This is a genomic window from Halalkalibacillus sediminis (genome assembly GCF_002844535.1).
In the GTDB taxonomy this organism is placed as follows: Bacteria; Bacillota; Bacilli; order Bacillales; family Alkalibacillaceae; genus Halalkalibacillus_A; species Halalkalibacillus_A sediminis.
Genome location: NZ_PJNH01000001.1, coordinates 1134455 through 1148904 on the forward strand (window position 1 = coordinate 1134455; position 14450 = coordinate 1148904).

General features: G+C 38.8%; 10 protein-coding genes and 1 other annotated feature. Of the genes, 5 read left to right on the plus strand and 5 right to left on the minus strand.

Annotation, left to right across the window (positions count from 1 at the left end):
* Positions 1-12: 12 nt before the first annotated feature.
* A complete protein-coding gene (locus CEY16_RS06020) occupies positions 13-1707 on the minus strand; it encodes a septation ring formation regulator EzrA (protein ID WP_101331038.1) in 1695 nt (564 codons plus the stop codon).
* Between the two features lie 138 nt (positions 1708-1845).
* The gene (refZ, locus tag CEY16_RS06025) at positions 1846-2442 is read right to left on the minus strand and encodes a forespore capture DNA-binding protein RefZ (protein ID WP_101331039.1); all 597 of its coding nucleotides are present in this window, start codon (positions 2440-2442) and stop codon (positions 1846-1848) included.
* A 101-nt stretch (positions 2443-2543) separates the two neighbouring features.
* Between refZ and CEY16_RS06030 the strand changes: the two genes are divergently transcribed.
* From CEY16_RS06030 to CEY16_RS06045, 4 genes are all read left to right on the plus strand, one after another.
* Positions 2544-3023, plus strand: coding sequence for a GAF domain-containing protein (locus tag CEY16_RS06030; protein ID WP_101331040.1), 480 nt, complete (start codon positions 2544-2546; stop codon positions 3021-3023).
* Between the two features lie 229 nt (positions 3024-3252).
* Entirely contained in the window at positions 3253-3855 is a 603-nt protein-coding gene (rpsD, locus tag CEY16_RS06035; protein WP_101331041.1) for a 30S ribosomal protein S4, read from the plus strand.
* Positions 3856-4105: 250 nt separating this feature from the next.
* Complete coding sequence (locus tag CEY16_RS06040; protein ID WP_101331042.1) at positions 4106-4765, plus strand: peroxiredoxin; 660 nt, start codon at positions 4106-4108, stop codon at positions 4763-4765.
* 121 nt (positions 4766-4886) lie between these two features.
* The gene (locus CEY16_RS06045) at positions 4887-7697 is read left to right on the plus strand and encodes a UPF0182 family membrane protein (protein WP_101331043.1); all 2811 of its coding nucleotides are present in this window, start codon (positions 4887-4889) and stop codon (positions 7695-7697) included.
* A gap of 50 nt (positions 7698-7747) precedes the next feature.
* On the opposite strand, the gene CEY16_RS06050 is transcribed toward CEY16_RS06045, so the two are convergent.
* From CEY16_RS06050 to tyrS, 3 genes are all read right to left on the minus strand, one after another.
* Complete coding sequence (locus tag CEY16_RS06050; protein ID WP_101331044.1) at positions 7748-8713, minus strand: ABC transporter permease; 966 nt, start codon at positions 8711-8713, stop codon at positions 7748-7750.
* On the minus strand, positions 8706-9629 hold the full coding sequence (locus CEY16_RS06055; protein WP_101331045.1) for an ABC transporter ATP-binding protein: 924 nt from the start codon (positions 9627-9629) through the stop codon (positions 8706-8708). Before CEY16_RS06055 ends, CEY16_RS06050 begins: the two co-directional genes overlap by 8 nt.
* A 244-nt stretch (positions 9630-9873) precedes the next feature.
* A complete protein-coding gene (gene tyrS / locus CEY16_RS06060) occupies positions 9874-11142 on the minus strand; it encodes a tyrosine--tRNA ligase (protein ID WP_101331046.1) in 1269 nt (422 codons plus the stop codon).
* 43 nt (positions 11143-11185) lie between these two features.
* Positions 11186-11384, minus strand: a binding site (T-box leader).
* Between the two features lie 128 nt (positions 11385-11512).
* Between tyrS and CEY16_RS06065 the strand changes: the two genes are divergently transcribed.
* Positions 11513-14450 (plus strand): transglycosylase domain-containing protein (locus CEY16_RS06065; RefSeq protein WP_101331047.1); only part of this gene is annotated, 2938 nt, incomplete at its 3' end.

Here is a 14450-nt window from a genome sequence, read left to right on the forward strand (position 1 = left end):
ATTCTCTCCCTACTAGGATACAGAAGTCTCAGTGACTTTTTCTATTCTTTCTAGGGCCCCTGGTTCAATTTCCTCTAAAGTATTTCCGGCCTTTTCTAGAGCAGTTTCATACTCATAATTCCTAAAATGAGTCTCAGCTTCAGAAATGTTCGCTGCAAGTACTGGATACTTACTTCTATATCGATTCGCATATTGAATCACACGTTCAGCCAAATAGGCTTGTTCTATAAGGAATTTTGTTTGTTCAACTGCATGATTTACACATTTCTCAGCCTTTGTTAAATTCATTTCAACCTGCTCCATATCTAACGGCTGATCTTCTAATGAGTCATAAGTCTGCCCGATCAACGACCTTGCTTGTTCAACGAGGTCTAAAATATAACTAGGGATACCTGGCAGGTTACTTTTCTGCAATTGCTGTCTTACATTAGCGATTTTCTGCTTCAAATTGTCAATGCGTTCTCTAGCATCAAGTTCATCTTTTCGCAGATTGTGTAAGTAATAGTCAAGCTTTTCTTGAGGCTCACGCCATGCCTCAAAATCAATCAACCATTGCTCAAGGTCTATCCTGATCTCAGAGAATGGCTGATCTCCATTTTCCACCATTTCTCTAATTCTCATCGCTTCTTTATTCAGCTTCTCTATTGTCTTTTCCAACTGATACTGCTGATCGTAGCGATCATCTGTCAAATGATAATTTTCTTTCACGGCAATGATATTATCTTTCGTTTCAGAGAAAGTCTCTCGAGCTTCTTCCATTTGTTCATCAACTTTTTCCAAACGTTGAACAACAAACTTTTTATCCAAAGCTTCATTTTCTAATTGGTCATAAATTTCCACTATCCGAGCTTTCATCTGTTCGATTTTTTCTTCCACACCATCATCGAAACCTTTATCCAACTGATCAATCAGTAAATGTAACGTCTCATGATGAGTATGTATTTCTTTTTCAATGCCTAAATGTTGGACTCGATACCCTTCTTCTCTCATATCGCGGACTCCATTTTGCAGATGATCTAAATCTTCTGGCATTGAGTGTTTACACAGACGATATAAATGTGGAAATACATCAACTTTCCGTTCTAATTCATCTAGTCTTGCTTTCAGACTATTCACCAATTCATATGCATCAGTGTAATTACCAGAAGCAGCTACTTCTTCATAACGACTCATTTCTTGTTCAATTTCATCAAGTTCTACTTCGAATACAACTTCTGCTTTACCAAGTTGATACCCATTTTGTAAAACCTTCTTTCTCACTTCACGAATTCGAGGATCCAATTTTTTAGCTTCTTCTCTACTGTCTTGCTCTGAGTGAAGCAAACGGTCTACCTCTTGGTAAATTTCATCAATTGTATGTTCAACTTCATTCAATTTTTCATCCACGTGCTTTAACGTACGGGATGCTCTACCGAAACGATACTTTTCAGCTGATTCCTCAGCGTCTAAAAGTTCTTCTTCAACATTCGCGAACACTTTTTGATTGATATCGTCCCATTCGCTTCTCCAAGTTTCAAAAAGCTCTTCAGTTTCACCAGTTAAATTCAACCCTCGAACTTTTCCTAATTCATCGGCAACACGTCTGTTCATTAAAAGGACTTTTTTCTCTTCTAGTTCGTCTACTCGTTGATACACCCTTTTGCGCATAAAAACTCCAGTTAATATAAATAAAACAATTACTATGAAAATTCCGAGTATATATTCCATCAAAAGCCCCCTTACAATACACAACTATTGACTTAAATCCATTTCCCTTTATGATAGCATGTTTTGACAAAATATTGCTAAATATTTTGTGTTTTTACATGAAAAAGTTGATATTTCGCGAAAAAACACGAATAAAACTTAAGTACTTGCCGGAAACCACTTTCTCAACGTATTGATATAAGTCCTGATGAAGAGTCTTCCACTTTGATCCCAGTTATAGTGGTTTTGCCAATCGTTGGCGTAAGTAAAGGGACCATTCAACACGCTTTTCAATTGAATATAGAACGTTTCCTGCTCGATTTCATTAAGTCCGTAACTTTTCACCATTTTCTCGACCGCCTCATCAAAATAATATTTCTCTTTTGCTAAGTAAGTCGAAGACATTTCACGTATGAAAGTATTATCAAGAGACAACTCTCTTTGAATAAAACAAGTAAATTGAAACTGATCATATTTATAATGTATAATTTCTTCAATTAGATTAAAGAATTGATTGGAGTCATCGATTGAGTTCTCGACTGATAATTGCTCTAGTAATTCCAAATATTGTTCGAAATAATCAACGGTCATTTTTTCAAGCAAACCTTGCTTATTTTTAAAATAATAGCTGATCAATGAGACATTCACTTTAGCCCGATCGGTTATCGCTCTGATTGATGTCCCTTTGAAGCCGTTATAATAAAAGAGTTCGGCAGCCGATGACATGATTTTTTCTTTTGAATTTTTTTCTGACACGTAATCACCCTCTTATCATCTAGAATTCGATGATTCTATACAAAATACCTTCTAATTTATTCTACTACATAATAAGTTTTTTCAAAGGAGATGAAGGCACAATGTTTGAAAGTATACAATATCCTGGCACAAAAGAAGAGAATTATCAATTATTGAGTAAACAGTTAGATAGTTTGTTAGAAGGTGAGCCCGACACTACCGCAAACCTTTCCAACGCAAGTGCACTACTTAATCAATTTTTAGAACAAGTGAATTGGGTTGGGTTCTATTTAATGAAAGATGGTGAACTTGTCCTTGGACCTTTCCAAGGCCTTCCAGCATGTGTACGGATTGCTGATGGAAAAGGAGTTTGCGGAACGGCTACAAGTGAAAAGAAGACGATGCTAGTCGATGATGTGCATCAATTCCCCGGCCATATCGCCTGCGATGCTCAGAGTCAATCTGAAATCGTCGTTCCTATCATTAAGGATGGGAATGTATATGGTGTTCTTGATATTGATAGTCCAATCAAAAGCCGTTTTGATGAAAACGATCAAAAAGGGTTAGAAGCATTTGTAGATGTATTGAAAAAACATATATAAATCTACTGATATGTATTGACGAAAAGACGAATATTTTATATACTATTCGTTGTGTAAAATAAATGGCAGCCTTCGTGAACTTACTATGTCATATTTTGTTCCTCTTCAATGAGGTGTATCGCGTAACTCTCTGCTGCTGGAGCGAAGATACATGAAAGCAAAATCAGCATGGTACGGGACACACGGTATTTTATTTTATACAAAATAAAATATAAAGGAGGAGAAGCTAGTGGCACGTTTCACAGGTTCTCTATGGAAAAAATCTAGACGCTATGGTATTTCTCTAACTGGTACAGGAAAAGAGTTAGAAAAACGCCCTTACGCACCGGGTCAACATGGTCCAACACAGCGTAAAAAGCTTTCTGAATATGGTATTCAGTTGCAAGAAAAACAAAAACTTCGTTTCATGTTTGGATTGACTGAACGTCAATTCCGTCGCATGTTCGACGATGCAGGTAATATGAAAGGTGTTCATGGTGAAAACTTCATGATCTTACTTGAATCTCGCCTAGACAACCTTGTTTACCGCGCAGGTCTTGCTCGCACTCGTCGTCAAGCTCGCCAATTAGTTGGTCATGGTCACGTAACTGTAGATGGTGGTCGCGTAGACATCCCATCTTACCGCGTGAAGCCTGGTCAAGTAATCGGTATCCGTGAAAAATCACAAAATCTTGACATCGTTGCAGAGGCAATCGAAGTCAACAACTTCGTTCCAGAATACTTAACATTCGACGAAGACAAAAAAGAAGCAACTTATAACCGCTTCCCTGAACGTTCTGAATTACCTTCAGAAATCAACGAAGCGCTTATCGTTGAGTTCTACTCAAGATAATATACTTGTACGAAATCCCACAACATTTGGTTGTGGGATTTTTTTGCTTTCTAAGAATTAAAATTCATTCCAACGGGTAAAGTTGTTAGTAGGATCAATGGATGTAGTCATTACTTTGGTGATTTACTGTTCTCCCAAACTTTAAATAATTGTGCAAATTTTTTTGCAACCAAGAATCATTGTGTTATATTGGGCATATAGTAAATCATACTAAACTTATAGGAATTATTAGTTAAGGAGGAGTTTATTCATGTCAGAAGAAAATCAACAACATGTAAGCATGCCTCGTATCGGAGATCCGGCTCCAAAGTTTGAGGTCAATACGACACACGGGCCAATTCGATTAGAAGATTATAAAGGGAAATGGTTGGTGCTTTTCTCACACCCTGCTGACTTTACACCTGTATGCACGACGGAGTTTGTTGAATTCCAACGAATTTATCCTGAGTTGAAGGAATTGAATACTGAATTATTAGGCTTAAGTATAGACAGCGTGCAATCTCATATCGCATGGGTAAGAAATATTGAAGAAAAACTGAACGTACAAGTAGAATTCCCTGTTATTGCGGATTTGAATAAAGACGTGGCTTCCAAGTACGGTATGATCCACCCCGAAGAAAATACGACAGAGACCAATCGTGCAGTGTTTGTCATCGATGATAAGGGGATTATCAAATCCATCATTTATTATCCATTGACAACTGGACGAAACATGGATGAAATTGTTCGTTTGGTTAAAGCGCTACAGACTACAGTAAAACATCAAGTTTCTACACCAGCCAATTGGCAGCCAGGTGATAAGGTCATCGTGCCGCCACCTGCTTCTAAACAACAAGCAGAAGAACGTGCAAATGATCCGAACCTTGAAGTTGTTGATTGGTATCTAGCTAAAAAGTCACTAGACGAATAATATTTTTTCAAAAAGCTACTTTCCCTATGAAGGATTTGATACAATCTTTCATAGGGCTTTTTTATGAAACCAATTCGCCTTTCATACGTATTTATAGTAAGAATTCTTTAGGGGGAGAGATATGGACAACGGAGAAGAATTTTTCAAGAAAATGAATGAGAAACAACAACAAGGTATGAGAAGTATCACCAAATGGGCAAAGAGAATCTTTCTTATCATGTTACCTATCATATTATTAGGTGGACTAAGCTTCAGTTGGATCACTGATTACATATGGATGGATTCGTTAGGATTTGAAAATGTCTATACAACGATCTTGACGAGTAAAGTGCTCTTAGGTGCCGTAGGCTTTCTATTATTCTTAGGTGTGTCATATTTCACACTGAAATGGATTCATAGATCTTATGTTACTTTCTTAGATCAAAGCATGCTACCAGACCTTATACTTAACAAAAAAACTAGTAGGTCAGCCATTTTGATAATTTCAATTATCCTCGGGCTTATTGGAATGCCCTTGGTACAAGCTTTGGGTTGGGAGCCTGCTCTAAAGGTTATCAACTTCGAACCTTTCAATGAGGTAGACCCGTATTTCGGAATGGATATTTCGTTTTATTTGTATGTCCTTCCTTTCTTACAATTTGTCATCAACTTATTTATGAGTATTAGCATATTTGCATTAATCGGTGTTATAACCGCTTATTCAGTCTTCGGTATGTATAAAAAGAGCCGCCTTGCTCAAACCCATATCGTTATCACGGTCGGTTTCATCGGTTTACTACTAGCCGGTCATCACTTACTACAACCGTATGAAACGTTGTTGACCAATCAAGTTAGTGTTGTTCAAAACAGTGTAGTGCATGGATTAAGTTATACAGATGATTTGATCAACATTCCAAAGGCTTATGTTCTAGCTGCAGCCGCAATCATCGCAACGATATGGATGATCATTGCTTTGAGTCGAGGTCGATTGATCGGTATGATTATTCCTGTCGCTGCTTATGTGTTAATTGTTTTACTCGGCCAAGGTGCATCTATGGTTGTGCAACAATTTGTTGTATCACCAAATGAATTTTCACAAGAAAGCCCTTATCTAGAAAACAATATTGACCTGACTCGTCAGGCCTATGGATTGAACGATATTACCGTTAATGATCACCCTGGTAACTACACGTTGGATGAAGAAATGATCGAACGAAACGAGGGTACAATCAGTAATGTGAGAATCAATGATGCTCGTCCTTTGCTAGATGTATATAACCAGCGAGAAACTTTCCGTCAGTACTATGAGTACAATGACATCGACGTCGACCGCTATGTTATTGATGGTGAATATCAGCAAGTGTTCACAGGGGCACGTGAATTGAACACGTCCGGTTTACCTGATCAAGCAAAGACTTGGGTGAATGAAAACTTAAGATACACCCATGGTTACGGCATTACGATGAGTCATGCTAACCAAATAACTAATCAAGGACTACCTGAACATTTAGTCAATAACATACCACCTGAAGGTGAACTGAATGTGGAACGTCCGCAGATTTATTTTGGCGAAGAAACGAACAAAAATGTGATTGTGAATGCTGAGTCGGATGAGTTTGACTATCCAGCTGGTGAGGTGAACGAATCTACAAGGTTCTCAGCGGAGTCAGGGATTGAGTTAGGAGGCCTGAACCGCCTATTGTTCGCAATTAAAGAAGGATCGTTCCGGATGTTCGTATCTGATCAGCTATCTTCTGAGAGTCAGTTTCTTGAAACAAGAGATATTATGGAGCGAGTAAATAGAATTGCACCTTTCTTTGATTACGATCAAGACCCTTATATTGTGGTAAGGGATGATGGTTCACTTGCTTGGATCATAGATGCATACTTAACTGCTGAGAATTATCCGTACTCAGAGAATTATGAGGGCGACAATAACTTTATCAGAAATTCTGTGAAGGTTGTCGTTGATGCTTATACAGGTGAAGTTGACTACTATGTTGTAGATGAGGAAGATCCTCTGTTGAAAACATATGCTAATATATTCCCTGATTTATTCTCATATGGTGTTCCAGAAGATATCCAAGCACATTTCAGGTATCCCGAAATGCTGTTCAAAATTCAGGCAGATATGTATGGAACTTACCATATGTCAAATTTAGAAGTTTTCTATAACCGTGAAGATGCTTGGGAATTCCCTACTGAGAAATATTTTGATACAGACATTACAATGGAACCTTATTATATAACGATGCAACTTCAAGAAGAGGATACTGAAGAATTTGTTCTCATGCTCCCATATACACCGAAGAATAGACAAAACATGATTGCATGGATGGGTGTACGTAATGATGGAGAAAATTATGGTGAACTGATGGTACATCGATTCCCTAAACAAAGAAATATTTATGGACCACAACAAATTGAGAACAGAATCAATCAAGACAGCACGATATCCCAACAACTCAATTTATGGTCTCAAGGTGGTTCTTCAGTTATTCGAGGAAACTTGATAGTGCTCCCAATCGAAGATACCGTTATGTATGTCGAACCGATCTATATCGAATCGTCTAATGCAACCTCACTACCAGAGGTTAAACAAATTGTCATTGCATACGGTGATTACATCGTAATGGAAGAAACATTCGACCGTGCATTGAACCGTATTCTTCAACTGATTGAAGCAAATGGTGAAGTCGATTTTTCTGAAGAGGATTTAGAAGATATTGAAGATCCGGCTCTTGGGGCTGAACAAAAATTACAAGACATCGCTGAACTATTCGAGAACTACCAAGAGGAACTGTCTAATGGTAACTGGACTGAAGCTGCTGAAATTTTAGTTGAATTAGAAAATGAATTAGCAGATGAAATGCCAGATGAATTAGAAGAAGAACTTGGTGAAGAACTTGAAGGTGATCTAGAGGAATCTAGCGAAGAAAATTCAGAAGAATAAAATGAAGGCCTAGTCACATTGAAGTGACTAGGCCTCTTTTATTTCCTATGCTATTGTCCAGCGACATCTCTTTTCGTGAAAAATACCCACGAAAGTATAATGAAAATTACGTAGTAGACAAGCAAGACAGTAATTGAGAACGACAACGACATACCTTGAAGCATGGTGTTCCCCGTCTCATATTGCTGCAGATTCGTATTTGCAAATAAAATAAATTTTGCCCAATTGCGGTCCGCAAAAAAGGTTACGATCGTATTTCCAGATAACATGAGGAAAATAGCTAAGCCGATTGCCAATGAACTTTGACGGAAAATTGTTGATATCATGAATGCGAACGTAGCCATCATCACTAAGTTAACCAATCCGTAACCATACGTACTCATAATTTGACCGAATAACGTCACTTCCTCAAACCCATCCGGGCGGTCAACTACGGTTGAAGCAGTAAAGCCCTCGAATCCGAAGAACATCATTCCTACGACTAAAGAGAATACCCAGACAAATAACAGGGTAAAGAATGCAAACAATAAAACAGAAACGTATTTAGATAATAAAATATTCGTTCGTGTTATTGGTCTAATTAATAGTAATTTGATCGTCCCCCATTTAAATTCGTTGGAAACAATTCCTGCAGCTACAATAATGGTCAGTAAACTGACGAGAGATAGCAAAAAGGCATTTTCCAGTACGAAAGCCCAAGCGCCATATTCGTTAGGAGCTACATCATTTTCAATGCGGAAGTTATTCTTGGCAATTTCATTCTCATTGTACTCGATGCCAAAATCACCCATGCCTTGCTCATCTTCTCTAAGTGCATTTTGTCGTTCCAATTGTTCATTCTGTTCCTGTAATGAACTTTCCCAATTTTCATCCACAGTGGCTGGGTCATTGTAAATATAATTCATAGTTGCGATACCGACAATCAGTGCTGCAACCAAAATGTACATTACCCAGGTTGATTTTTTTATATATAATTTGACTTGCTCGTTAAAAACTTGCTTAAAAAATTTACTCAATGACATTCTCTCCCATCATTTCAAAGAATCGGTCTTCTAACGTGCCTTTAGAAGCAACCACTTGATAGACATCGATGCCTGAATCCACAAATGCCTTGATGATTAGTGGCATCTGCTTTTTATCAGCTTTGAATGTCAGATACTGTTCTTGAATCTCTGCACCAAGATCAAATTGCTGAGTTAAAATCTCTTGAGCTTTTTCTACAGGAGAGACCTCCAGTTGGACATTAACTACACTTCCACTCTCTTCTTCTGTGTCATGTACCGATTGGACATTGACCATCTCACCGTGTTGGATGACCCCGATACGATCACACATCAGTTCAATTTCTGAAAGCAGATGACTAGATATAATAACAGCTACATTCTCTTGTTCTGCCAAACGGCGGATGTACTTACGGATTTCACGGATACCTGAAGGATCCAATCCATTGGTAGGTTCGTCCAGAATCAATACAGATGGTTTATGTAAAAGAGCCTGAGCTATTCCTAAACGCTGACGCATACCTAACGAGTATTTCTTCACTTTTTCATTAATCGGCTTTTCTAAACCTACTAGCTTAATCACTTCTTGAATTCGCTCTTTCGATACGCCTTCATTCATTCGTGCGTAATGTTTCAAGTTTTGCATTCCTGTCATGAAAGGATACATTTCAGGATTCTCAACTATCGCACCGACTTCCCGACTTGCTTTCTTATAGTCAGTCTGGATGCTGTTACCGAGAATTTTAATATCCCCTTCAGTAATCTTCATCAATCCAACCATCATTCTAATGGTCGTCGTCTTACCAGCTCCGTTTGGTCCGATAAAACCGAACACTTCCCCTTGATGAATTGAAAAATCAAGGCCATTGATAATTTCTTTTTTACCTATCTTTTTGCGAACATTTTTCAGTTCCATTGCGATTGGCTGCAAATGATTTACCTCCCTTAAATTTCTTGTACCAACTAGTGGTACGATTGAAGCATAAAAACGTTTCACAATTACCTAAAAAATTTGTCGTTTCGTTTAAAGTGGCGCAATACTGACTGAAAGTAGCGCAATACCTCCTAAATAACTTCCATTTACAAAGATTTCATTCAAAAATATTTGATTTCACCTTTAAAAGCAGCGCAATAAAAAAGCTGCCCGAAGAGTCGGACAGCTACAAACGTATTCTTTACACATGTCTAATTAAGAAATATTTTTTCTTACCACGGCGGATGACTGTAAATGCATCGTCAAGAGCATCTTCTTGATCCACCACGTATTTCAGGTCTTGTTGACGGTCGCCATTAATGTAAATCGCTCCGTTTTGAACATCTTCACGGGCTTGACGTTTAGATGATGATATTCCCGCTTCAACCAACAAATCGATCAATCCTTTTTCTGATTCACTCATTTCAAATGACGGTACATCTTTGAAACCTGAAGCAATATCGGCTTTATTCAAAGATTTGATTTCTCCGTTGAAAAGAGCATCAGAAATACGGATAGCTTGTTTCAATGCTTCTTCATCATGTACCATTTTGGTCATTTCTTCAGCCAATCGACGTTGTGCTTTCCGCTCTTCCGGACGTTCTTGGACTTCTTTTTCCAACTCAGCGATCTCATCTAGAGATAGGAAAGTGAATGACTTCAAAAATTTCACTACATCTCGGTCATCAGTGTTTAGCCAAAACTGGTAGAACTCGTAAGGTGTGGTCTTCTCTTCATCTAACCAAATCGCTCCTCCAGCAGTTTTACCGAATTTCGACCCGTCTGCTTTCGTAATCAAAGGTACAGTTAAACCAAATGCTTTAGCAGAGTCACCTTGCTCGCTTGTACGACGAATCAATTCAAGACCCGCAGTAACGTTCCCCCACTGATCGCTTCCTCCTATTTGGAGTGTACAATTTTCTTGTTGATGCAAACGAAGGAAATCAAGCGATTGTAACAACATGTAAGTGAACTCTGTAAAAGATATACCATTCTCTATTCGAGACTCAACTGACTCTTTAGCTAACATGTAATTGACGCTGAAATGCTTTCCGACATCACGAAGTAAATCAATTACTGACATTTTTGATAACCAATCGTAGTTATTAACAACGATTGCCCCACTTTCAGAATCCTCGAAATCGATCAACTTGGAGAGCTGATCTTTTATTCGGTTACTCCATTCAATGACAACAGATTCTTCATTCAATTGTCGTTCTTCATTACGTCCACTCGGGTCACCAATCAGGCCTGTTCCACCACCTACTAACGCAATAGGACGATGCCCAGCTTCTTGGAAACGTTTCAACATTAGTACAGGCAGCAAGTGACCTATGTGTAAACTGTCAGCCGTTGGGTCGAATCCACAGTATAATGCAACACGGTCATTTGCTAAATGCTTCTCCAAACCTTCTTCATCAGTAACTTGGTGCACCAGACCCCGACTTTTCAGATCATCGATTAAATTCATCTTTCTTCCTCCTTTTTTGAACACAAAAAAGCCCCTCATCCATCATAGGGACGAGGGACCCGCGTTACCACCCTAGTTGTAGCCTAAAAAGCTACCACTTCATTACGTTATCGGAATGAACCGCTCTTAAAAAGAGAGTGCTCCCAGACGTAATTCAGAGTATGCCATGCACTGATTCACACCACCCATCAGCTCTCTTAAGTCATTCGCATAATCCTACTTCAACTGTTCTTCGCACGTACTATTCAATTGCTATGAATTATTTTTAGCATAATTAATAAAAAATATCAACTAGATTCATACTTTTTATTGATAGGATGGACCTCCAAATTATGCTATAATTAATTAGATATTTTTAGGGGGTACGGTTATGAGTGATAATGGTTCAAAAAATAAATTCTTAGCTTTTTTCCAAGAAGGGAAATTCCCGACGATTACAAGAATTACATTGGATGTTACGTGGAACGTCCTCTTATTCTTCCTTGTTATCGGTCTAGTAGGTGGGTTTTTCGTTGGCGGTCTCGGCTTAGGGTACTTTGCTTCCCTGGTCGATGAACGCCCAGTAGAAGACCAAGAAGAAATGGAACAACTGGTCTATAACTATGAAGAAACTTCAGAGATCTATTTTGCGAATAACGTCTTTATGGGTGACTTCCAGACAGATATCGTTCGTGAAGAAATTGAACTTTCTGAAGTATCACAACACCTTAGGAATGCAATTATTGCAACTGAGGACGAATACTTTAAAGAACATAAAGGTGTAGTTCCTAAAGCAATCATGCGTGCGCTTTACCAGGAATTCACTAATGCAGCCAACCAAACTGGTGGTAGTACATTAACTCAACAATTGGTTAAAAATCAAATTTTGACGAACGAGGTCTCTTTTGAACGTAAAGCAAAAGAAATCCTAGTTGCTCTTCGTCTAGAGAACTATTTCGAAAAAGATGAGATTTTAGAAGCTTATTTGAATGTTGTTCCTTTCGGGCGTGATTCATCAGGCCGCAACATTGCTGGAGTTCAAGCCGCAGCGCAAGGATTATTTGATGTAGACGCGGATGAATTGAATATTCCTCAGGCAGCGTACATAGCCGGTCTGCCTCAAAGCCCCTCAATTTATACACCGTTTATGAATGGTGGAGGTGTAAAATCTCAAGAGTCCCTAGAAGAAGGTCTTGACCGGATGGAGACTGTGCTTGATCGGATGCTACGCGCAGAATACATCACTGAAGATGAATACAATGAAGCGATGAATTATGACGTCATTGGTAATTTAACAGATAAGAAGGAACAGATTTATGAAGACTATCCTTTCTTAGCTTCAGAGATCAACAGAAGAGCAGTACGAATTATGTCGAAAGAATTAGCACTAGATGAAGGAATCACGGAAGAAGAATTTGATAACGATTCTGAAATTAGAAGTGAATATAGAACAATAGCTGCAAGACAGATCAAGCAAAACGGTTACGAATTCCATACGACAATCGATAAGGAAATCTATGATGTTTTCCAAGAAAAAACAGCGGAGTACACAAACTTCGGACCTACTAAAACGATTCAAGTCTATGACCCAGAGACTCAGGAACCAATGATTGATGAGGAAACCGGAGAAACAATGACTAAAGAAGTTCCGATTGAAGTCGGTGCCTCATTGATAGATAACGAGACAGGTAGAATTATTGCCTTTGTCGGTGGTAGAGATTATGAAGAATCTCAATTCAACCGATTCTCTCAGCATGCTAGACCTATAGGTAGTACGGCTAAACCGTTAATAGGCTATGGGCCAGGTATTGAACTGGGGCTAATTCACCCGGGTTCACCCCTACCTGATGTTAAATTTGAGATTCAACCACCAGGTATGACTGAACCTTGGAGTCCGAGTAACTACATCTCAGGACAAGAAAATGGATTAACAAGCGCAAGAGATGCCTTAAAAAGATCGGATAATATCCCAGCTGGTCGTTTAATGCTAGAACTATTAGAGAAAGATGGAGACCCGGCTCGTTTCTTACAAAAAATGGGTGTCCCATATGCACAGAATAATTATTCAAACGTTTTAGGTACAGATTATATTACAGTCGAAGACAATACGAATGCTTATACGACCTTTGCCAATCAAGGCCAGTTCAAAGACGCTTTCATGATTGACAAGATCGTCGATCGTGATGGTGAAACAATTTATCAAAAAGAAGTTGAGCCAGTGGAAGTGTTTTCACCTCAAACTGCGTACTTGACTACCGATATGATGAGAGATGTCATCTCAAGTGGTACAGCTGTATCCCTGAAGAGTTACCTAACGAATCCAGGGGTTGACTGGGCTGGAAAAACTGGTACTTCGCAAGGTTTTCTTGATGCATGGTTTGTCGGAACTAATCCAAATGTAACCCTTGGAACATGGTATGGTTTCCGTCAAAATGATATTGACATGGATGGATTTGTTTCCGAATGGGAAAGCAATATATTAAATTTAAATAACTGCCCTGAATGTTCAGTAAGCTACAGTAATCGAAATTTAGGTTTGTGGGCAGATCTTGCAAATGCTGCTACAGAAATCGATCCAGAATTAATGGCACCAGAAGAAAGACATGCAAGTCCTGGTGGCATAGTTTCTAGAGAATATTGTCAAATCTCTGGTAAGCTTCCAAGTGACACATGTAGAGAATTAGGTTTAGTAAAAACTGATTTATTCAACGTCGAACAAGTCCCAACTGAAGAAGATGATAGCATCACTTCAGGGGATTTTGTGACAATCGAAGAAAAAACTTATGAAGCACTTGAAGTGACTCCAGAAGAGTTCACTGAATCCGGAGCATTTCTCAACCCAGATTTCTTAGATGAAATGGGTTGGGTTGATATTGAAGATATGAGTGAACTATTACCAGATACTGATATATGGGATGATTTAGTCGCTCCGGAACCTGACCCACCAGCAGACAACGGTTCTCCAAGTGCACCTGGTGGAGTGTCTATCAGTGGTGGCACATTGAGCTGGAATAGTGTAGGCGGAGATGTTATCGGTTATAGAGTATTTAGAGCGAAGTCACGCGGTGGAAGCTTTACTCAAATCGACTCAACAACCGAAACTTCAGCTGATTTACCGAGCAAAGGTAGCATTTACGCAGTAAGAGCTGTCGACTTCTACGGAAATGAATCAGCATTGTCTAGCCGCGAAGTTTTCGGTAGCTTAGAAAGTGACGATGACGAAGAGGATGAAAGTACAAATAGAGATGATAATCAATCCTCTGATAATGATAATGATAATGATGACTCCGGTGGCGATGGCTCCGGTGATGATGGCTCCGGCGGCGATG

Excerpts from the sequence above, each read along its gene's own strand:
- CEY16_RS06020 (WP_101331038.1), bottom strand. The coding sequence starts at position 1,707 with ATGGAATATATACTCGGAATTTTCATAGTAATTGTTTTATTTATATTA.
- CEY16_RS06030 (WP_101331040.1), top strand. The coding sequence starts at position 2,544 with ATGTTTGAAAGTATACAATATCCTGGCACAAAAGAAGAGAATTATCAA.
- CEY16_RS06040 (WP_101331042.1), top strand. The coding sequence starts at position 4,106 with ATGTCAGAAGAAAATCAACAACATGTAAGCATGCCTCGTATCGGAGAT.
- CEY16_RS06045 (WP_101331043.1), top strand. The coding sequence starts at position 4,887 with ATGGACAACGGAGAAGAATTTTTCAAGAAAATGAATGAGAAACAACAA.
- tyrS (WP_101331046.1), bottom strand. The coding sequence starts at position 11,142 with ATGAATTTAATCGATGATCTGAAAAGTCGGGGTCTGGTGCACCAAGTT.